The organism is Streptomyces sp. NPDC001832 (assembly GCF_040297265.1).
Classification (GTDB): domain Bacteria; phylum Actinomycetota; class Actinomycetes; order Streptomycetales; family Streptomycetaceae; genus Streptomyces.
On record NZ_JBEOYU010000012.1, the window covers coordinates 114,495 to 135,106 of the forward strand.

Genomic DNA, 20,612 nt, shown 5'->3' on the forward strand with positions numbered 1-20,612 from the left:
CAAGCCGACGTCATGTATTTCATAACGAAAATGGCCGGCGGCCTGACCGGACTGATGCGAGAACGGTGGCGACAGTCCAGCTGACTTTCGCCGCGACTGCGTCCCGGCAGCGTCGCGGTCTTCCGGACCTGGCATTTCCTTACAAACGCCACAGTGACTGAACAACCCGCCCTGCCGTTTCCTTGGTGGCTGGTCGGCACCGCCCCGGGACCTCGGAGCAGAAGTGAGCCCCCGGTGAAGTCCATAGTTGAGCAGTTGCGCGCCTCGCCCAGTCCTGCGGCCGACGTCCCGGCGCGGCCGGCAGTGTCCGCCGCCGATTGCGGGCTGCTCCTCATCAGAATCACGTTCGGCCTGCTGATGGCAGGCCATGGCTGTCAGAAACTCTTCGGAATATTCGGTGGTGAGGGCCTCACCGCCACGGGCAAAGGGTTCGCCGCACTGGGGTACCACCCCGGCACGGTGTTCGCCGCCATCGGCGGTGGCTCCGAGTTCCTGGGAGGCATCGGTCTGGCTCTGGGACTGTTCACACCACTGGCGGCGGCTGCCCTGATCGGCGTGATGATCAACGCCATGGTGACCGTCACCGCGGCACATGGTCTATGGGCGACACAGGGTGGCGTGGAGTACAACGTGTGCATCGCGGTCGTCGCACTGGCCATCGCCGCCATCGGCCCCGGACGGCTCGCCCTGGACCGCCCGTTCCGCTGGGGGAAGGGCGGTTGGACTGAAGCCGCCTTCGCGCTGGGTCTCGGCGGCGTCACCGCCGCCGTCGCGCTGAGCCTCTAGGGTCCGTGCGGCCCCGTGCTTCTCTGTAGGTCCGGGGTCGCCGCAGGCCGGAGCCTGCGGCGAACCCGGAGCCGAACCCGGTGTCGCTGGAACGGCGGGCAGCGCGAAACTTGCCGGTGCCCGCCGTCTGATCTTCCGGGTTGGGGTGGTCGGAGCCCGCTCGCTACGCGAGCCCGGCCACCAGATCTGCAACCGACTTCCTGCGCCCCGTGTAGAACGGGACCTCCTCGCGGACGTGCATCCGCGCCTCGGAAGCCCGCAGGTGGCGCATCAGGTCGACGATGCGGTGCAGCTCGTCGGCCTCGAAGGCGAGGATCCACTCGTAGTCGCCGAGCGAGAAGGAGGCGACGGTGTTGGCCCGGACGTCGGGGTAGCCGCGGGCCATCTTGCCGTGGTCCGCGAGCATACGGCGGCGGTCCTCGTCCGGCAGCAGGTACCAGTCGTAGGAACGCACGAAGGGGTAGACGCTGATGTAGTTGCGCGGCGTCTCGTCGGCCAGGAACGCCGGAATGTGCGACTTGTTGAACTCGGCGGGGCGGTGCAGCGCCATGTTCGACCAGACCGGCTCCAGCGCCAGGCCCAGCTTCGTGCGCCGGAAGAGGTTGTACGCCTCCTGCAGCTCGTCCGCGGTCTCGGCGTGCCACCAGATCATGATGTCGGCGTCGGCGCGCACGCCGGAGAGGTCGTAGGTGCCGCGGACGGTGATGTCCTTCGCCGCAAGCTGGTCGAACAGCTCCTGGACCTCGTCGGCGTAACCTGCACGGTCCGCGGGCAGGACATCGCGCAGCTTGAAGACGGACCACAGCGTGTAGCGGATGACCTCGTTGAGGTCCTTGGCCTTCTTACCCGCGTTGGGGCCCTTGCTTGATTTCACAGTCTCAGGCGCACTCATACGGCTATTGTCCCGCCTCGCTCCGCGTGCCCTGAACCCGGGTCGACGTGGTGGTGATCTCTTCCCCGGGCCCGCCGGTGAGGTCGCGGGCGATCTCATCCGCGGCACGGTGGGCGCTCGCGATGCATGCCGGGATGCCGACCCCGTCGTAGACCGCTCCGCAGACCCGCAGGCCGGGCAACTTGGCGACCTCGTCACGGATCCGGGCGACCCGGGAGAGGTGACCCACTGGGTACTGGGGCAGTCCGCCGATCCACCGGGTGACCTCGGTTTCCACGGGCTTCGCGGCCAGCCCGGTCGCCTCGGCCAGATCTCGCAGCGATACGTCCACCAGCTCGCTGTCCTCGCGGTGCAGGTGGTCCTCCTCGCCGTACCGGCCGACGGAGGTGCGCAGGACGAACAGGTCGGGGGCGGAATCGGCGACCCAGTTCCACTTGTGGGTGGAGAAGGTGGAGGCCTTGATGGTCCGGCCGTCGACCGGCGGTACGAGGAAGCCGGAGCGGCCCTCGAGTGCGCCGGTGGCAGCCACGTCCGAGCGGCGGAACGCCATGGTGACGAGCGCCATCGACGCGTACTCGATACCGGCGAGCTCGGCGGAGGCGGCCGGGGACTCGGCGGCGAGCAGGGTGGAGGCGGACCAGGCGGGTGCGGCCAGCACGACGCCGTCGGCGGTGATCATCCGGGTGTCCGTGCGGACGTCCCAGCCGTCGGTGGTTCGGGTCAGGCCGAGGACGGGGGTGGCGGTCCGGATCTCCCCGCCCATCGCGCGCACGGCGTCGGCAACCGCGTACGGCAGGGTGCCGATGCCGCCGTCGATGCCCTGGAAGACCGGTCCGGTCTGCTGCCGGGCCGCGGCCCGCTCCTGGATGCGCCGGACACCGTCGAGCAGCGAGCCGCCTTCCCGCACCACCTCGAAGAGCTGCGGTACGGCGGCGCGCATCGAGATCCGGTAGGCGTCACCCGCGTACACGCCGCCGAGCAGCGGTTCCACGAGCCGATCGACGACCTCGCGGCCCAGCCGGTCGGCGACGTACGCACCGACCGCGACATCGTCGCCGACGGTGGTCGGGGTGAGGTCGCGCTCCTGCGCGATGCGCGCGAGGCCCTCCGGGGAGAGCACTCCGCTGAGCGCCGCCGGGTCGCTCGGTACACCCATCACGTGACCCTTGGGCATGGGCCGCAGGGCGTCGCGCGTCCAGACCGATGCGGTGGCGGTGGCGGGTGGCTGGAGACGGTCGCCGAGCCCGACGGCGCGTGCCAGGGCGACCGCTTCCGGGCGCCGGGCCAGCATCGACTCGGCGCCCAGGTCGACCTGGGCACCCGCGATCTCACCGGTCATGAGCTTGCCGCCGAGCCGGTCGGTGACCTCGAGGAGGGTGACCCGCAGCCCGGCCCCAAGAAGCCGGTGGGCGGCGGCGAGACCGGCGATACCACCGCCGATGACGACGACGTGACCCGTACCAGTGTCCGCGCGGTTTATTGAACGCTGCATGCCTCCACTCTCTCAAACCTCTCCCGAGTCCTGAACGTGACCGCTTCGAAACCGGTATCAGGCAACCCGCCCGCCGCTCCGCACGTCGAACCAGCACCATCAACCGCCCGCCCAGGGGGAGCAGTTATGCAGACAGACGACCGGCGTCCTGGCCGTTCATGCGTCCATCGTTCGCGTACGATCCTGGCCGCCGGGCTCCTGGCCGGCCTCCTCGCGCTGAGCGGCTGCGGCGCCACCGACAGTGCGAGCGAGGCGAGTTCCGGGGACGCCGAGAAGGCGGCGATCGCCCCGGCCGAGCAGGGCGCGGCGGACTCCGCGGCGGACTCCGCGGCCGGAAGGCCGGCGCAAGGGACACCCGAGGGCGGCGGTGCGCCGACAGAGCGCGAGAAGCCCGACGCCCTGCCCGCCGACACCCATGTCATCCGTACCGCCTCGCTCTCCGTGGAGGTGAAGAGCGTGCCGAAGGCCGCCGCGGTCGCCCGCTCGGTCGCGGAGAGTTCGGGCGGTCTGGTGGCCCGCGAGGAGACGGAGCGGGCAGACGATTCGCGTGAAATATCACATATCGTGCTGCGTGTTCCGCAGGGCGAGTACGACGCGGTGCTGCGAGATCTCGCGGGCGCCGGAAAGCTGTTGTCGCGCACGTCGTCGGCGAAGGACGTCACCGCCCAGGTGGTCGACGTGGAGAGCCGGATCGCCACCCAGCGAGCGAGCGTGGCACGGGTGCGCAAGCTGATGGACCGGGCCGAGAAGCTCACCGATGTGGTCGCGCTGGAAGGCGAACTGAGCAGTCGTCAGGCTTCCTTGGAGTCGCTGCTCGCCCAGCAGGAGTCACTGAAGGACCGCACCACGCTCGCCACGATCACGCTCGACCTCTCCGAGCCGGAGACGGTGGCGAAGGACGACGACGCCCCCGGTTTCCTGGACGCGCTCGGCGGCGGCTGGCACGCGTTCGTCACAATGCTGCGGTGGCTCGCGATGGCGCTGGGCGCCGCGGCTCCATTCCTGGCCACGGCCACCGTACTTCTGCTGCTGTGGCGGCTGCTGCTGGGCCGCCTGCCCGGGCGCCGTGCACCGCGGACGCCCGAGCAGTCCGAGTCCTCGTCCACGCCCCCGGCGTCGTAGCGCGGTCCTGGCCCGTCGGGTGTCCTGCGCCGCTCAGCGCGCGGTCCGTTCGTGCACGTACTCCACGAGCCGCGTCAGGGCATCCGGGTCCATCGACGGCATCACACCATGGCCCAGGTTGAAGACGTGGCCCTCGAGACCGGCGGCCGCGTCCAGCACCTCCTGGGTCTTCTCCTCCACCGCCGCCGTCGGCGCGAACAGCACCGCGGGGTCGAGGTTGCCCTGGAGCGCCTTGCCGGGGCCGACGCGGCGCGCGGCCTCGTCCATCGGAACCCGCCAGTCGACGCCGACGACATCCGCGCCCGCCTCCCCCATCAGGCCGAGGAGTTCGCCGGTGCCGACACCGAAGTGGATGCGCGGAACCCCGTACGGGGCGACGGCGTCGAAAACCTTCGCCGAGGCGGGGAGCACCGAACGCCGGTAGTCGGCGGGGGCCAGCGCGCCCACCCAGGAGTCGAAGAGCTGGACGGCCGAGGCACCGGCCTCGATCTGAACCTTGAGGAAGGCACTGGTGATCCCGGCGAGCCGGTCGAGCAGATCCGCCCAGAGCTGCGGGTCGCCGTACATCAGGGCCTTGGTGTGCTCGTGGTTGCGGGAGGGGCCGCCCTCCACGAGATAGCTCGCGAGGGTGAACGGCGCGCCCGCGAAGCCGATGAGGGGGGTGGAGCCCAGTTCGGCGGTGAGCAGGCCGATGGCCTCGGTGACGTAGCCGACGTCCTCGGGCGTGAGATCGCGCAGCCGGGCCAGATCGGCGCGGGTGCGGATCGGATCGGCGATGACCGGGCCCACGCCCGGCTTGATGTCGAGGTCGATCCCGATGGCCTTGAGCGGTACGACGATGTCGCTGAAGTAGATCGCGGCGTCGACCTTGTGGCGGCGGACGGGCTGCATGGTGATCTCCGCGACCAGCTCCGGCATCATGCAGGAGTCGAGCATCCCGATGCCCTCGCGCACCTTCAGGTACTCCGGCAGCGAACGCCCTGCCTGACGCATGAACCAGACCGGCGTGTGCGGCACGGGCTCGCGTCGGCACGCCTTCAGGAACGCCGACTCATGGGTGGCGGATGTCTTCGTCTGCTGGCCCATGGGGCGATCGTTGGCACTCACACCAAGAATCTTCGCACGAGGTCGTAAGCAGCCGGGCGCGGCCGGGTGTCCCTCCCTGCGCGAGGCTCCGGTTCCGCCTACTCTTCCCCGCATGGCTCCGGCTCAGGGACAGTTTTCCGATCAATCCGATGGCGCTGACAGCAAGGACAGCGCGGAGGGTGGATCCGTCCCGCCCGCGTTCCGGTCGGCGGTCGACGCGTTGCGATCGGCGCGGCTGCGCCCGGAGCTGGAGGTGGAGCCGACGCGGCCGCCCAAGCAGCTCGCTCCGTACGCCTACGCCCTGGAGGCCGCGGTCGTGGACGGCGAGGACGATCTCGCCGACGGCCGCCTCGTACTGCTCCACGATCCGGCCGGGCACGACGCCTGGCACGGCACCTTCCGCCTGGTGACGCTGGTACGGGCCGAACTGGAGCCGGAGATGGCCTCCGATCCGTTGTTGCCGGAGGTGTGCTGGTCGTGGCTGACCGGTGCGCTGGAGGCACGCGGCCTGTCGTACGAAGAGGCGGGCGGCACAGTGACCCGGGCGGGGTCGCACTACTTCGGTGCGCTGGCCGCAAGACGCCCGGCGACGCAGATCGAGATCCGGGCGTCGTGGACACCGGGCGGGGGTCGTGGCGGAGCGCCGGACACGGCGGCGCATCTGATGGCGTGGGGCGATCTGCTGTGTCAGATCGCCGGCCTGCCGCCATCCGGCCCCGCCGACGCTGCGGTGGTGACGCTCCCCCAGCGGCGTGGCCCCCAGGCTCCCTGAATCTGCGCTGAACCTTTTCCCTCGCCGGTAGCACCGCGTCACAATCAGCGCAACGTTACCGACACTATTTTCGTAAAATCGATCGTATGCCCGATTTGCCCGAAATTGTTACTCACCAAATAGTGATCTTCCTCTAAAGGAGGACGGCTCTGCTGCCGAAGAGGTCAATGACCCTTCAAGCACGGTTCGCCCCGGCTTCATCCCCGAGCCGGCCCGTCCCGCCACTCCCCAGGAGGCCTGGTGTCCGTTCTCCTAGAGCAGCCCGCAAGCCTGGTCGCCTACCGCCCGAACAAACCGACGGCCATGGTCGTCGTGGCCGACCCGCGCGTCCGTTCCACCGTCACCCGCCATCTGTGGGCACTCGGAGTACGTGACGTCATCGAGGCGTCGTCCATCGCGGAGGCCCGTCCCCGCGTCGGCAATCCGCGCGACATCTGCGTAGCCGACGTCCACCTGCCCGACGGTTCCGGGCTGACCCTGCTGTCCGAGACCCGAGCCGCCGGCTGGCCGAACGGCCTCGCCCTCTCCGCCGCCGATGACATCGGCGCCGTACGCAACGCCCTCGCGGGCGGTGTGAAGGGCTACGTCGTCACCGGCACCCGAACCAATATCGGCCACCCCGCCCGTCCCGGCGTCGCCCCCATCGGCGCCACCGCCGCCCGTATGCACCGCCGGCCCCCCGGCACCCCGAGCCACCCGGGCGGCTACCGCGAACTGTCCGGCCGCGAGGTCGAGGTCCTCCGGCTGGTCGCCGAAGGCCAGTCCAACAAGGCCATCGGCGTCTCCATGGGCCTGTCCGCCCTGACCGTCAAGAGCCACCTCGCCCGAATCGCCCGCAAGCTCGGCACCGGAGACCGCGCAGGCATGGTCGCCGTCGCCCTGCGAACGGGCATCATCCACTGACCCGCGCACCCCCGCAGGTACACACAGCGACACGAACCGGCTGGTTTACATTCATCGGCGCCCGTCGACGGAACGTTCCGTCGACGGGCGCCTTACATTCACAGATACCCTTTACACGTGACCGACGCCCAAGAGACCGCAGCAGACACTTCACTGCGAACCACCGGGGGCGCCCCCCCGGACGACGTCGCCCCGGCGCCGATCCCCTTGCTCGAACCTCGAGAAGGCATTCCCCCGGTGGTGGCATCCGACGACGCTCTCGCCCGGGTGGTCGCCGCCTTCGCCGCCGGCTCCGGCCCGGTGGCCGTCGATGCCGAGCGCGCCTCCGGCTACCGCTACGGCCAGCGCGCCTACCTCGTACAGTTGCGCCGCGACGGCGCGGGCAGCGCACTGATCGACCCGGTCGGCTGCCCCAACCTGTCCGAACTCGGTAACGCCCTGAGCGGCAGCGAGTGGATCCTGCACGCCGCCACCCAGGATCTGCCCTGTCTGCGCGAAATAGGGATGACTCCCACCGGGCTATTCGACACGGAGCTGGCAGGACGGCTGGCCGGCTTCCCGCGGGTCGGCCTCGGCGCCATGGTCGAGAGTGTGCTCGGGTACTCGCTGGAGAAGGGCCACTCCGCCGTCGACTGGTCCACCCGTCCACTGCCCGACCCCTGGCTGCGCTATGCGGCGCTCGATGTCGAGCTGCTGATCGAGCTGCGCAACGCCCTGGAGGACGAGCTCGACAGGCAGGGCAAGCTGGAGTGGGCGCGAGAGGAGTTCGACGCGATCGCCTCGGCGCCGCCCGCTCCCCCGCGCAAGGACCCGTGGCGCCGCACCTCCGGCATGCACAAGGTCCGCCGCCGGCGTCAGATGGCGGTGGTGAGGGAGCTGTGGACCGCCCGTGACCAGGCCGCCCGGCGCCGGGATATCTCCCCCGGCAAGGTGCTGGGTGACGCGGCGATCGTCGAGGCGGCGCTCGCGCTCCCGCCGAACATCCATGCGCTGACCGCGCTGCCCGGGTTCGGCCACCGCATGGGCCGCCGTCAACTTGAGCAGTGGCAGGCGGCCATCGACCGGGCCAAGGCGCTGCCGGACGCCGAGCTCCCCCAGCCCGGCCAGAGCCTCGCCGGTCCGCCGCCGCCCCGTGCCTGGGCGGACAAGGACCCGGCGGCAGCGGCCCGGCTCTCGGCCGCCCGCACCGCGGTGTCGGAGCTCGCGGAGCGGCTCCACATGCCGCAGGAGAACCTGATCACCCCGGACACGGTGCGCCGGATCTGCTGGGAGCCGCCGAAGAATCCGACCGCGGACGTGATCGAGTCCGCGCTCACCGGGTACGGGGCGCGGCGCTGGCAGATCGAACAGGTGACCCCACTGCTGGTCCGAGTGCTGATGTCGGCGGCCTGAGACCGTCGAGGGTCGTGTTCACGCCAGATTGCGCGGCCGGACGCCGCGCTCTGCCCTCAATCGCCGGACGGGCCGTTTTCGCCGCCCCGTCCGGCGATTGCCGTTTCCGGCGCGGCCTCGACACGTCCGGCCCTGCGTTGCCGGCCCGTCCGGCGTTCGAGGACGAAACGGCCCTCGCGCCCGCCCCCATTCGTATGTGACCTTCGCCGCTCCCGTCACAGGGACTGGGCAGTCTGGTTACCCGCAAGTAGCATGAAGGAAGCGGCACGCCTCTGGGTGTGCCCCGCAGCAGTGCCATCCCGCACCCTGGAGGAGAGCCACCGTGCCTCGTACCATCAGGGACGTCGTCTTCGTCGACGGCGTCCGCACCCCGTTCGGCAAAGCGGGCCCGAAGGGCATCTACCACGAGACCCGCGCCGACGATCTCGTCGTGAAGGCCATCCGGGAGCTGCTGCGCCGCAACCCGGACCTGGACCCCGCATTGATCGACGAGGTCGCCATCGCCGCGACCACGCAGATCGGTGACCAGGGTCTGACGCTGGGCCGCACCGCCGGAATCCTGGCCGGTCTGCCGCAGTCCGTTCCCGGTTACTCCATCGACCGCATGTGTGCGGGCGCCCTGACCGCCGTCACCTCGACTGCCGGTTCCATCGCCTTCGGCGCGTACGACGTCGTCGTCGCCGGTGGTGTCGAGCACATGGGCCGGCACCCGATGGGCGAGGGCGTGGACCCGAACCCGCGCTTCGTATCGGAGAAGCTGGTCGACGAGTCCGCCCTGTTCATGGGCATGACCGCGGAGAACCTGCACGACAGGTACCCGCAGATCACCAAGCTCCGTGCGGACGAGTACGCGGTCCGCTCGCAGGAGAAGGCCGCCAAGGCGTACGCCAACGGCAAGATCCAGCAGGACCTGGTGCCGGTCTCCGTGCGCCGTACCAACGCCGAGGCCGGAGAGACCGGCTGGGGCCTGGTCACCGCCGACGAGCCGATGCGCCCGGGTACGACCCTGGAGTCCCTCGCAGGTCTGAAGACCCCGTTCCGTGCGCACGGCCGGGTCACCGCCGGTAATGCCGCGGGGCTCAACGACGGCGCCACCGCCTCGCTGCTCGCGGCCGAGGACGTCGCCCGCGAGCTGGGCCTCCCGGTCAAGATGCGCCTCGTGTCGTACGCCTTCGCGGGCGTCGAGCCGGAGGTCATGGGCTACGGCCCGATCCCGTCGACCGAGAAGGCCCTCGCCAAGGCCGGGCTGACCATCGGCGACATCGGTCTGTTCGAGATCAACGAGGCGTTCGCCGTGCAGGTGCTCGCCTTCCTCGACCACTACGGCATCGCCGACGACGACGCCCGCGTCAACCAGTACGGCGGCGCCATCGCCTACGGTCACCCGCTCGCCTCCTCCGGTGTACGTCTGATGACGCAGCTGGCCCGCCAGTTCGAGGAGCAGCCGGAGGTCCGCTACGGCCTGACGACGATGTGCGTCGGCTTCGGCATGGGCGCGACGGTCATCTGGGAGAACCCGCACTTCGACACGGCAGACGGAGGTCACAAGTGAGGTCCACCACTGAGCTTCTGAAGGGTGCGGCCGAGCTGTTCCCCGATGAGGTCGTCACGCAGGCGCACGTACGTCACCTGGACCTTCCGGCCGGTGCGGGCCGTTTCGCCCTCATCACGCTGGACAACGGCCTGGACCACACCAAGCCGACCACCTTCGGACCGCAGTCGCTGGCGAACCTGAACGCCGCCGTCGACCAGGTCGAGAAGGAGGCCGCCGAGGGTGCGATCGTCGGTGTCGGCATCACCGGCAAGCCGTTCATCTTCGCGGTCGGCGCCGACCTCAAGGGCGTCGAACTGCTGAAGAACCACGACGACGCGCTGGCCATCGGCAAGGGCGGCCACGACGTCTTCCGCCGCCTCTCCGGCCTCGCGGTCCCGACGTTCGCGTACTACAACGGCGCGGCGATGGGGGGCGGTGTCGAGGTCGGTCTGCACTGCTCGTACCGCACCGTCTCCAAGGCGCTGCCCGCGTTCTCGCTGCCCGAGGTCTTCCTCGGTCTGGTCCCCGGCTGGGGCGGCTGCGCACTGCTGCCGAACCTGATCGGTGCCGACCGCGCGGTCTCCGTCATCATCGAGAACTCGCTGAACCAGAACCGCCAGCTGAGGGGCAAGCAGGTATTCGAGCTCGGGATCGCCGACGCGATCTTCGAGGGCGCGGACTTCCTGGAGCAGTCGCTGGTGTGGACCGCTTCCGTGCTGAACGGCACGGTCACGGTGGAGCGCCCCGAGGTCGACCGCGGTGACGCCTGGGACCAGGCCGTCGCGCGCGGCAAGGCCATCGCCGACTCCAAGGTGCACGGTGCGGCCCCGGCCGCGTACCGCGCGCTGGACATCATCGCCGCGGCGAAGAACGGCGACCTGAGCGCCGGCTTCGACGCCGAGGACCAGGCCCTCGCGGACCTGATCATGGGCGGCGAGCTGCGCTCGGGTATCTACTCCTTCAACCTGGTCCAGAAGCGCGCCAAGCGCCCGGCCGGTGCTCCAGACAAGGCGCTGGCCCGCCCGGTCACCAAGGTCGGTGTCGTGGGTGCCGGTCTGATGGCCTCGCAGCTGGCGCTGCTGTTCCTCCGCCGCCTGGAAGTGCCGGTCGTGCTGACCGACATCGACCAGGAGCGCGTCGACAAGGGTGTGGGCTATGTCCACACCGAGATCGAGAAACTGCTCGGCAAGGGCCGCATCAACCAGGACAAGGCCAACCGCCTCAAGGCCCTGGTCTCCGGTGTGCTGGACAAGGCGGAGGGCTTCTCCGACGCCGACTTCATCATCGAGGCCGTCTTCGAGGAGATCGGCGTCAAGCAGCAGGTGTTCGCGGAGGTCGAGGCTGTCGCCCCGGCGCACGCGATCCTCGCCACCAACACCTCGTCCCTCTCGGTCACCGAGATGGCGTCGAAGTTGCAGCACCCCGAGCGGGTCGTCGGCTTCCACTTCTTCAACCCGGTCGCGATCCTCCCGCTGCTGGAGATCGTCCGCGGTGAGCAGACCGACGACGCCTCGCTGGCCACGGCGTTCGGTGTGGCGCGGAAGCTGAAGAAGACCGCGGTGCTGGTGAAGGACGCCCCGGCGTTCGTCGTCAACCGCATCCTCACCCGTTTCATGGGTGAGATCCAGAACATCATCGACGAAGGCACCTCGGTCGAGGTCGCCGAGAAGGCCATCGAGCCGCTCGGTCTGCCGATGTCGCCGCTGGTGCTGCTGGAGCTGGTCGGCCCGGCCATCGGTCTGCATGTCTCCGAGACCCTGAACCACGCATTCCCGGACCGGTTCACCGTCTCCGAGAACCTGGCCGCGGTCGTCAAGGCCGGCAAGCGCGGCTTCTACGTGTACGACTCCGGGAAGCCGGAGCTGGACCCGGAGGTCGCCGCACTCCTCAAGCAGGGCGATGTCGTCCTGACCGAGGAGCAGGTGCGCGACCGTGTCCTGGACGCGGTCGCGCAGGAAATCGGTCTGATGCTGGACGAGAGCGTCGTCGCCGAGGCCCAGGACATCGACCTCTGCCTGATCACCGGCGCGGGCTGGCCCTTCCACCTGGGCGGCATCACGCCGTACCTGGACCGTGAGGGCGTCTCGGAGCGGGTGAACGGCAAGAAGTTCCTGGCACAGGGCGTGGCGAGCGTTCCGGCGTAACTTCCGGTTCCAACCGCGTGCGATGCGGCGATGCCCCGGGGTGAGCACCCGGGGCATCGCCGCATCATCCGTTCCGTGCCACCGGTCAGCGACGCGCCTCGGGGTGGTACAGGCACCAGCCCTCCCAGGCCGAGGCGACCATCTCACGCACGTCGTGCCGGGCCGCCCAGCCCAGTTCCTTGTGCATACGGTCGGCCGAGGCCACCACCCGGGCCGGGTCGCCCGGACGGCGGGGGGACACCGTGGGCTCCGCCGCCGGTCCGTACCCCGTGACCTCGCCGATCAGCGAGATCATCTCGCGGACCGAAACCCCCTCGCCCCGGCCGATGTTGACGGTCAGATCGGTCCCGTCTCCGCGCTTCCCCAGGGCGCGCGCCACCGAGACGTGGGCGGAGGCCAGGTCCTCGACATGGATGAAGTCACGGATGCAGGTACCGTCAGGGGTGGCGTAGTCGTCGCCGAAGATCATCGGTGCCCGGCCCTCGGTGAGCTGCTCGAACACCATGGGGATCAGATTGAAGACGCCCGTGTCGGCAAGCTGCGGGTCGGCCGCACCCGCGACGTTGAAGTATCGGAGCGAAGCGGTCGCCATGCCGTGGGCGGCACCCGTCGCACGCACCATCCACTCGCCGGCGAGTTTGGTCTCGCCGTACGGATTGATCGGAGCACACGGAGTCTCCTCGCTGACCAGGTCGACGTCGGGGAGGCCGTAGACGGCGGCGGACGAGGAAAAGAGGAAGCGGCGCGCCCCGGCCGCCGTGACGGCTTCGAGGAGGTTCTGCAGCCCGTGCACGTTCTCCCGGTAGTAGTGGAGCGGGCGGGCCACTGACTCCGCGACCTGCTTCTTCCCGGCAAGGTGGACGACCCCGTCGATGCCGAACTCCGCGAGGGTCCGGTCCAGGGCATCACGGTCGAGCGTCGACCCCTTGACGAAGGGCACGCCCTCGGGCAACCGGTTCGGGTTCCCCGTGGACAAGTCGTCGTAGACGACAGGCTGTTCGCCCGCATCGAGCATCGCCCTTACAATGTGGGCCCCGATGAAACCAGCACCACCCGTGATCAGCCAAGTCATACGGTCATAGTAATCATGAGACGGGGCATGGCGGGCGTTCCGCGGCTACCGGGCATCGCCCTGCGCCACCCGGCTGTGCTGCCGCCCGTACGCGAAATAGACGACCGCGCCGATGGCCATCCAGACGGCGAACCGAAGCCAGGTCTCGGCCGGAAGATTGAGCATCAGCCACACCGAGGCGGCCACCGAGAGGATCGGGATCAGCGGCACCCACGGGGTGCGGAACGCGCGGTGCAGATCGGGGCGGGTGCGACGCAGCACCATGACGCCCACGGCTACGACGACGAACGCGAAGAGCGTGCCGATGTTCACCAGCGTCGCCAGTTCGTTGATGCTCGTGAAGCCCGCGACGATCGCGATGATCACGCCGAGCAGGATGGTCGGGCGGTACGGGGTGCGGAAGCGGGGGTGCGTCACCGAGAAGAACCGCGGGAGCAGCCCGTCACGGCTCATCGCGAAGAATACCCGGGTCTGCCCGAGCAGCAGGATGAGACAGACCGTGGTGAGGCCGATCGCGGCGCCGAAGCTGATGAATCCCGCGTAGACGGGATGACCGACGGCCTTGAAGGCGTCGGCCAGCGGGGCCTCGACCGACAGCTGGCTGTAATTCTCCATGCCCGTGACCACCAGTGACACGGCGACATAGAGCACGGTGCAGATGAAGAGCGAAGCGAGGATGCCACGTGGCATGTCACGTTGCGGAACCTTCGTCTCCTCGGCGGCGGTGGCCACCACGTCGAAGCCGATGAAGGCGAAGAAGACGACGGAGGCGGCGGTGAAGATGCCCATGACGCCGAAGTTCGTGGGCGCATAGCCGAACATCAGCTGGACCAGCGGCGCGGTCAGTCCGGAACCGGAAGGCTGCGGCTGTGCCTCGGGGATGAAGGGCGAGTAATTGGCAGCCTCGACGAAGAACAGTCCAGCGACGATGACGATCAGGACCACGACCAGCTTGATGGCGACCACGATCGTGGTGACCCGGGCGGAAAGCTTCATGCCGAGCACCAGCACGACGGTCAGAACGAGCACCAGGATGAAGGCCAGAATGTCGAAGCCGAATCCTTTCGCCACATCGGTTCCGGAGAGAACATCGGGCACGCTCCAGCCGAAGTTGTCCATCAGCGAGCGGACATAGCCGGACCAGCCGACCGCCACCACCGCCGTGCCGAGTGCGAACTCCAGCACCAGATCCCAGCCGATGATCCAGGCGACCAGTTCGCCGAGCGAGGCGTACGCGAAGGTGTAGGCGGAGCCGGCGACCGGGACGGTGGAGGCGAACTCGGCATAGCAGAGCGCGGCCAGGGCGCAGACGATGCCCGCAGCCACGAAGGCGAGGGAGGTGGCCGGGCCCGCGATCTCCTTGGCGACCTTGCCGGTGAGCACGAAGATGCCGGTGCCGATGATGACGCCCACCCCGAAGACCGTGAGGTCAAGCGCGGAGAGGGACTTCTTGAGCGCGTGCTCCGGCTCCTCGGTGTCGCGGATGGACTGTTCGACCGTCTTGGTCCGGAACAGTCCAGCACTGCTGGGTGGTGTGTCCTGCTGGGCAGTCACCGGCGTACCTCCACGCACTCGTCGTGTACGCCATGATTGGGACAGCGCCTTGAGCAAAGGCCTGTGTACTGGGCGATTTCACGCGAACGGGCCGGTCGGACCACCCGTACAGGGTGTTCCGACCGGCCCGTTGGCGGTATCTCGTGCCGGTCGCGAGGATCGGGGCCGTACCGGTCAGTCGCGGACGGGCTCTATCACGGAGGCGCTGTCCGTGCTCGCACCGTAGCGGCCGTCCAGCTTGGCGACCAGGCCTGTGACCTGACGGGCGATGTCCGGTGCGGTCAGCCCGATCTCGGCCATGACCTCGTTCCGGGAGGCGTGGTCGAGGAAGCGCGGCGGGATGCCGAAGTCGCGCAGCGGTACGTCGACCCCGGCGTCGCGCAGCGCCTGGGCGATGGCGGAGCCGACGCCGCCGGCCCTGCTGTTGTCCTCGACGGTGACGACGACCCGATGCTGCTCGGCAAGCGGGGCCATGGCCTCGTCGACCGGCTTGACCCAGCGCGGGTCGACGACGGTCGTCGAGATGCCCTGGGCGTCCAGCAGACCGGCGATCTCCAGGCACATCGGGGCGAGCGCGCCGACGGAGACCAGGAGGACGTCCGGCCGGGTGGTGCCGGGCTCACGCAGGACGTCCATCCCGCCGACCTTGCCGACGGCCTTGACCGCCGGTCCGACGGCGCCCTTGGAGAAGCGGACCACGGTCGGTGCGTCGTCGACCTCGACGGCTTCGCGCAGCTGGGCGCGGACCTGGTCGGCGTCGCGAGGTGCGGCGATCCGGAGCGTGGGCACGCACTGCAGGATCGACATGTCCCACATGCCGTTGTGCGAGGCGCCGTCGGTGCCGGTGACACCGGCCCGGTCCAGGACGAAGGTCACACCGCACTTGTGCAGCGCGACATCCATCAGGACCTGGTCGAAGGCCCGGTTGAGGAAGGTGGCGTACACCGCGAAGACGGGGTGCAGTCCGCCGGTGGCGAGGCCGGCCGCGGAGACCGCGCCGTGCTGCTCGGCGATACCGACGTCGTAGATCCGGTCCGGGAACTCCTTCTCGAACTTGGACAGCCCGACCGGCTGAAGCATGGCCGCGGTGATCGCGACGATGTCTTCCCGCTCCTTGCCGAGCTTGACCATCTCCTCGCCGAAGACGGAGGTCCAGTCGAGGCCCGAGGTGGCGACCGGGAGGCCGGTGTCGGGGTGGATCTTGCCGACGGCGTGGAAGCGGTCGGCCTCGTCGAGCAGGGCGGGGGTGTAGCCGCGGCCCTTCTCGGTGAGGCAGTGCACGATGACGGGCCCGCCGAAGCGCTTGGCGCGCTGGAGCGCGGACTCCAGGGCCTCGATGTCATGGCCGTCGATCGGGCCGACGTACTTCAGGCCGAGGTCCTCGAACATGCCCTGCGGGGCGATGAAGTCCTTCAGCCCCTTCTTGGCACCGTGCAGCGTCCCGTACAGCGGCTTGCCGACGACGGGGGTGCGCTCCAGGAGGTCCTTGCCGCGGGCCAGGAAGCGCTCGTAGCCGTCGGTGGTGCGCAGGGTCGCGAGGTGGTTGGCGAGACCGCCGATGGTCGGGGCATAGGAGCGCTCGTTGTCGTTGACGACGATGACGAGCGGGCGGTCCTTGGCGGCGGCGATGTTGTTCAGCGCCTCCCAGGCCATACCGCCGGTGAGCGCGCCGTCCCCGATGACCGCGACGACGTGGTCGTCCTTGCCCAGCACCTGGTTGGCCTTGGCGAGGCCGTCGGCCCAGCCGAGCACGGTGGAGGCGTGCGAGTTCTCGATGATGTCGTGCTCGGACTCGGCGCGGGAGGGGTAGCCGGACAGGCCGCCCTTGCTCTTGAGCTTCGAGAAGTCCTGGCGACCGGTGAGGAGCTTGTGAACATAGCTCTGGTGACCGGTGTCGAACAGCACCTTGTCCTTCGGCGAATCGAAGACCCGGTGCAGGGCGATGGTCAGCTCGACCACACCCAGGTTGGGGCCGAGGTGGCCGCCGGTCTTCGAAACGGCGTCGACGAGGAAGGTCCGGATCTCTTCGGCGAGCTGGTCCAGCTGCTCGGGAGTGAGCCGGTCCAGGTCGCGCGGTCCACCGATGCGGGTCAGCAGATCCCACCCGTCGCCCACCGCCACCCTTGCGCGTCGCGCTTCGCGCGGCTGTGTCACCGTGCCTCCTTGCGTTTGAGCTGGTCGAGCATGCCGGTCCGATGAGTCTAATGTTCCGTCCGCGCGTGAAGTCATCGGGCGGGGAGTTCGGGACGTACTCGGTACCCGGCCGGGGCGCTGTGCGTACACGCGGACACTCCTGTGCCCGGCACTTTCCGTGGTGCCGGGCACAGGAGCGCGGCCGTGGTCAGGCGCGGCCGGCGGTCTTCTGGGTCTTGCGGGTGACCGAGTCGATGACGACCGTGGCGAGCAGCACACCACCGGTGATCATGTACTGGATCGGGGTGGCGATGCCCTCCAGGGCGAGGCCGTACTGGATCGAGGTGATCACCATGACACCGAGCAGAGCGTTCCAAGTGCGGCCGCGGCCGCCGAAGAGGCTGGTGCCGCCGATGACGGCTGCCGCGATGGCGTTCATCAGCAGGTCGCCGGTGCCCGCGCTCTGGTTGGCCGCAGCGATCTTGGAGGCCAGGAACAGGCCGCCGATGGCCGCGAACGTCCCGGCGATGGTGTAGACGGAGATACGGATCGCGGTGACGTTGATACCGGCTCGGCGCGATGCCTCGACGCTGCCGCCGAGCGCGAAGATCTTGCGGCCGTAGGCGGTACGGCGCAGCACGAAGTCCGTGGCCACCAGGAACGCGAGGAATATCACCAACGCGAGCGGCAGGCCCTTGTACTGGTTGAGCACACGGGCGACGACCAGGGCCAGGAGCGCGAGCAGGCCCGTGCGCACCAGAATCTCGGTGAGCGGCCGGGAGGGGATGCCCGCCGCCTCACGCCGCCGGTTCTCGAAGAACGTACTGAGGAAGTACACCACCGCGGCACATACGGCCAGACCGTAGGCGGCCGCCACATCGGTGAAGTAGTAGGTGGTCAGATGCCCGACGACGCCTTCGGAGTCCAGGTTGATCGTGCCGTTGCTGCCCAGGATCTGGAGCATGAAGCCCAGCCAGAACAGCAGACCGGCCAATGTCACGGCGAACGCGGGGGCGCCGACGCGGGCGAAGAAGAAGCCGTGGATGGCGCCGATGACCGCGCCGCTGGCGATCGCGACGAGAATCGCGAACCACTCGTTCATGCCGTGTGTGACCGTGATCACAGCGACGACGGCACCCGAGACACCACTGACCGAGCCGACCGAGAGGTCAATCTCACCGAGCAGCAGTACGAAGACGATACCGACGGCGATCATGCCCGTGCCGACCATCGTGACGGAGATGTTGCTCAGGTTCTCGGCGGAGAGGAAGTTCGAGTTGAGGCTCTGGAAGATCAACCAGATGATCAGCAGGCCGAGCACGACGGGCAGGGATCCCAGGTCCCCGGCCCGGATCCTGCGCTGGAACTCCCACAGGTAGCCCATGAAGCCCTGCTCGCGTACGAGCAGCCGGGGGTCCACCGCGGTGACGGCTCCCTTGGCGGCCTCGGCCGTGGGGACGGCAGTCTTTTCGGTGCTCACTTCTGAACCTCCGCGTTGCGCGCCGCACGACGGGTCACGGCGTTCTCCGTGGCTCCGGTGATGGCGGAGATGATCTCTTCTTGCGATGTGCTCTTCACATCGAAGACGCCGTTGTTGCGGCCGAGACGGAGTACGGCCACCTTGTCGGCCACGGCCTTGACGTCCGCCATGTTGTGGCTGATGAGGATGACCGCGTGGCCGCGCTCACGCAACCGCTCGACCAGGTCGAGGACTTGGGCGGTCTGCTCGACACCGAGTGCCGCGGTGGGCTCGTCCAGGATGACGAGCTTGGGTTCGCCGAGCATCGAGCGCGCAATCGCGACGGTCTGGCGCTGACCGCCTGAGAGCGAGGCGACCGGAATGCGCACACTGGGGATTCGGATGGACAGGGTGTTGAGCAGCTCGAGCGAGCGGCGCTCCATCTCGACCTCGTCGAGGATGCCGCGCCTGCGCAGCTCCCGGCCGAGATAGAGGTTGCCGACGACGTCGATGTTGTCGCACAGCGCGAGGTCCTGATACACCGTCGCGATGCCCAATTGCTGGGCGTCCTGCGGTTTGTTGACCTGGACGGGCCTGCCTTCCCACTCGATGACGCCGTCATCGATGGGGTGCACACCGGCGATCGTCTTGACCAGCGTGGACTTACCGGCTCCGTTGTCGCCCACCAGGGCGACGACCTCACCGGCGCGGACCTCAAGTTCTACGTCGGTGAGTGCCTGCACAGCACCGAATCGCTTGGAGACCCCTCGCAACGCCAGCACGGGCGCAGCGGACACATGAACCATCTCCTTCGCCGCCTGACCGGCGGGGATGCCACGCCTGGCGGGAGGCGCGGTGGTCGAGCAGAAGAGAACAAGAGAACAGAGAGCAGGGGAAGAAGCGTTCCGCCTGGCGCCCCGCCCGACAGCGGGACTGTTGATGTGCCGGGGCGCCGGACAGGCTTCATCGGACTGGCCGGTGCTGCCTCGGAGAGGCTGCGTTGGAGAAGCCGACCCGCCGGAATTCTGCGGAAGTCGGCCGGCCGGTCTCACGACGGGGGAGATCCCTACTTCAGGCCGAGCTTGTCGCAGGCGGCCTGGTACTTCGGGGTGCAGATCTCGCTCACCTGATAGATGCCGTCCTTGAGAACGGTGTCCTGGATGTTCTCCTTGGTCAGCGAGACGACCGGGATGATCACCGAGGGGACCTTCTTGGTGGTGGGGCTGTCGACCGTGGAGGTCGCGAGGGAGCCGAGCTCCTTGCCCTGGGCCAGCTTCACGGCCATCTCGGCAGCGATCGGCCCCTCCTGGACGTAGGGCTTGTAGATGCTCATGAACTGCTCACCGGCGACGATGCGCTGCACGCCCGCGAGCTCTGCGTCCTGGCCGGTGACCGGCGGGAGCGGGGAGATTCCGGCGGCCTTGAGCGCGGTGATGATACCGCCGGCCATGCCGTCGTTGGCGGAGTAGACACCGACGATCTTGTCCTTGCCGATAGCCGAGATCGCCGCGTCCATGTTGGCGTTGGCGTTCTCCGGCTTCCACTCCTTGGTGTCGTACTCCTTGCCGATGTTCACCTTGCCGTCGAGCTCGGCGTGCGCGCCCGTCTTGAAGTCGTGGGCGTTGGGGTCGGTGATCGCACCGTTCATCATGACGATCTTGCCGGACTTGGCCTTGTCACCGAGTGCCTCCAGCAGTGCCTTGCCCTGTACGTGTCCGACCTGGACATTGTCGAAGGAGACGTACGAGTCGATCGGGCCCTGCGCCAGGCGGTCGAAGGCGACGACCGGGATACCGGCGTCGTGGGCCTTCTGGACCGAGGTCTTGATGGAGGCGGAGTCGACCGCGTCGACGATCAGCGCGTCGACCTTGTTGGTGATCATCGTGTCGACCTGCTGGGCCTGGGTCGGCGCGTCCTGCTTGGCGTTGAGGTACTCGACCTTGCCCTTGCCGTTGGTCAGCTCGCCGACCTTCTTCTCGATGAGCGGCTTGTCGAACTTCTCGTAGCGTGCGGTCTGGTTCTCCGGAAGGAGCAGACCGATCGTGATGTCGTCGCCCTTCTTGGCACTCGACTCCGTGCTCTTCTTGCCATCGGCATCCTTGGCACTGCCACAGGCAGCGAGGGACACCGCCATCGCGGTGGCGGCAACGGCAACGGCGGCACGACGCATACGCGTGTTCATTCTCGAACCTCCCTGACGAGGCCGCGACGTTGCGGCCGAGGTGGCTGGCAGTCAACTCGGCTGCGACGTCAGCGTCAAGGAGTAAATCC

General features: G+C 68.8%; 16 protein-coding genes. 7 read left to right on the plus strand and 9 right to left on the minus strand.

Going from position 1 to position 20,612, the window contains the following annotated elements; genetic code table 11:
- Positions 1 to 243 precede the first annotated feature (243 nt).
- The gene (locus ABT115_RS13025) at positions 244 to 786 is read left to right on the plus strand and encodes a DoxX family protein (RefSeq protein WP_502969087.1); all 543 of its coding nucleotides are present in this window, start codon (positions 244 to 246) and stop codon (positions 784 to 786) included.
- Positions 787 to 949: 163 nt separating this feature from the next.
- Here the strand turns inward: ABT115_RS13025 and hemQ are convergent, their stop codons facing one another.
- Both hemQ and hemG read right to left on the minus strand, forming a co-directional pair.
- Entirely contained in the window at positions 950 to 1,678 is a 729-nt protein-coding gene (gene hemQ / locus ABT115_RS13030; RefSeq protein ID WP_351787783.1) for a hydrogen peroxide-dependent heme synthase, read from the minus strand.
- Positions 1,679 to 1,682: 4 nt separating this feature from the next.
- The gene (gene hemG / locus ABT115_RS13035; RefSeq protein ID WP_351787786.1) at positions 1,683 to 3,170 is read right to left on the minus strand and encodes a protoporphyrinogen oxidase; all 1,488 of its coding nucleotides are present in this window, start codon (positions 3,168 to 3,170) and stop codon (positions 1,683 to 1,685) included.
- Between the two features lie 126 nt (positions 3,171 to 3,296).
- On the opposite strand from hemG, the gene ABT115_RS13040 reads away from it, so the two are divergent.
- Positions 3,297 to 4,292 carry a DUF4349 domain-containing protein gene (locus ABT115_RS13040; protein WP_351787790.1) on the plus strand — a complete coding sequence of 332 codons (996 nt, stop codon included), beginning with the start codon at positions 3,297 to 3,299 and terminating at the stop codon, positions 4,290 to 4,292.
- Positions 4,293 to 4,325: 33 nt separating this feature from the next.
- Here ABT115_RS13040 and hemE read toward each other — a convergent pair whose 3' ends face one another.
- Positions 4,326 to 5,399 carry a uroporphyrinogen decarboxylase gene (gene hemE, locus ABT115_RS13045; protein ID WP_502969086.1) on the minus strand — a complete coding sequence of 358 codons (1,074 nt, stop codon included), beginning with the start codon at positions 5,397 to 5,399 and terminating at the stop codon, positions 4,326 to 4,328.
- A 91-nt stretch (positions 5,400 to 5,490) separates the two neighbouring features.
- Between hemE and ABT115_RS13050 the strand changes: the two genes are divergently transcribed.
- From ABT115_RS13050 to ABT115_RS13070, 5 genes are all read left to right on the plus strand, one after another.
- Positions 5,491 to 6,150 (plus strand): DUF3000 domain-containing protein, encoded by a 660-nt coding sequence (locus ABT115_RS13050; protein ID WP_351787793.1) that lies wholly within the window; start codon positions 5,491 to 5,493, stop codon positions 6,148 to 6,150.
- Between the two features lie 240 nt (positions 6,151 to 6,390).
- Complete coding sequence (locus ABT115_RS13055) at positions 6,391 to 7,053, plus strand: helix-turn-helix transcriptional regulator (RefSeq protein WP_018100712.1); 663 nt, start codon at positions 6,391 to 6,393, stop codon at positions 7,051 to 7,053.
- 117 nt (positions 7,054 to 7,170) lie between these two features.
- On the plus strand, positions 7,171 to 8,445 hold the full coding sequence (locus ABT115_RS13060; protein ID WP_351787797.1) for an HRDC domain-containing protein: 1,275 nt from the start codon (positions 7,171 to 7,173) through the stop codon (positions 8,443 to 8,445).
- Positions 8,446 to 8,767: 322 nt separating this feature from the next.
- The gene (locus tag ABT115_RS13065; protein WP_351787800.1) at positions 8,768 to 9,997 is read left to right on the plus strand and encodes a thiolase family protein; all 1,230 of its coding nucleotides are present in this window, start codon (positions 8,768 to 8,770) and stop codon (positions 9,995 to 9,997) included.
- A complete protein-coding gene (locus ABT115_RS13070) occupies positions 9,994 to 12,123 on the plus strand; it encodes a 3-hydroxyacyl-CoA dehydrogenase NAD-binding domain-containing protein (protein WP_351787803.1) in 2,130 nt (709 codons plus the stop codon). Before ABT115_RS13065 ends, ABT115_RS13070 begins: the two co-directional genes overlap by 4 nt.
- Positions 12,124 to 12,208: 85 nt before the next feature.
- Here the strand turns inward: ABT115_RS13070 and galE are convergent, their stop codons facing one another.
- From galE to ABT115_RS13100, 6 genes are all read right to left on the minus strand, one after another.
- The gene (gene galE, locus ABT115_RS13075) at positions 12,209 to 13,195 is read right to left on the minus strand and encodes a UDP-glucose 4-epimerase GalE (RefSeq protein WP_351787806.1); all 987 of its coding nucleotides are present in this window, start codon (positions 13,193 to 13,195) and stop codon (positions 12,209 to 12,211) included.
- Positions 13,196 to 13,240: 45 nt separating this feature from the next.
- Positions 13,241 to 14,749 (minus strand): amino acid permease, encoded by a 1,509-nt coding sequence (locus ABT115_RS13080; RefSeq protein ID WP_351787809.1) that lies wholly within the window; start codon positions 14,747 to 14,749, stop codon positions 13,241 to 13,243.
- 174 nt (positions 14,750 to 14,923) lie between these two features.
- A complete protein-coding gene (dxs, locus tag ABT115_RS13085; RefSeq protein WP_351787812.1) occupies positions 14,924 to 16,903 on the minus strand; it encodes a 1-deoxy-D-xylulose-5-phosphate synthase in 1,980 nt (659 codons plus the stop codon).
- A gap of 187 nt (positions 16,904 to 17,090) precedes the next feature.
- The gene (locus tag ABT115_RS13090) at positions 17,091 to 18,362 is read right to left on the minus strand and encodes a sugar ABC transporter permease (protein WP_351787814.1); all 1,272 of its coding nucleotides are present in this window, start codon (positions 18,360 to 18,362) and stop codon (positions 17,091 to 17,093) included.
- On the minus strand, positions 18,359 to 19,147 hold the full coding sequence (locus tag ABT115_RS13095) for an ATP-binding cassette domain-containing protein (protein WP_351787817.1): 789 nt from the start codon (positions 19,145 to 19,147) through the stop codon (positions 18,359 to 18,361). Before ABT115_RS13095 ends, ABT115_RS13090 begins: the two co-directional genes overlap by 4 nt.
- A gap of 260 nt (positions 19,148 to 19,407) precedes the next feature.
- Positions 19,408 to 20,511, minus strand: a complete 1,104-nt coding sequence (locus ABT115_RS13100; protein WP_351787882.1) for an ABC transporter substrate-binding protein — start codon at positions 20,509 to 20,511, stop codon at positions 19,408 to 19,410.
- Positions 20,512 to 20,612: the final 101 nt, after the last annotated feature.

Coding starts and splice junctions, on each gene's coding strand:
- hemQ (WP_351787783.1), bottom strand. CDS start 1,678: ATGAGTGCGCCTGAGACTGTGAAATCAAGCAAGGGCCCCAACGCGGGT.
- hemG (WP_351787786.1), bottom strand. CDS start 3,170: ATGCAGCGTTCAATAAACCGCGCGGACACTGGTACGGGTCACGTCGTC.
- ABT115_RS13040 (WP_351787790.1), top strand. CDS start 3,297: ATGCAGACAGACGACCGGCGTCCTGGCCGTTCATGCGTCCATCGTTCG.
- ABT115_RS13050 (WP_351787793.1), top strand. CDS start 5,491: ATGGCTCCGGCTCAGGGACAGTTTTCCGATCAATCCGATGGCGCTGAC.
- galE (WP_351787806.1), bottom strand. CDS start 13,195: ATGACTTGGCTGATCACGGGTGGTGCTGGTTTCATCGGGGCCCACATT.
- ABT115_RS13095 (WP_351787817.1), bottom strand. CDS start 19,147: ATGGTTCATGTGTCCGCTGCGCCCGTGCTGGCGTTGCGAGGGGTCTCC.
- ABT115_RS13100 (WP_351787882.1), bottom strand. CDS start 20,511: ATGCGTCGTGCCGCCGTTGCCGTTGCCGCCACCGCGATGGCGGTGTCC.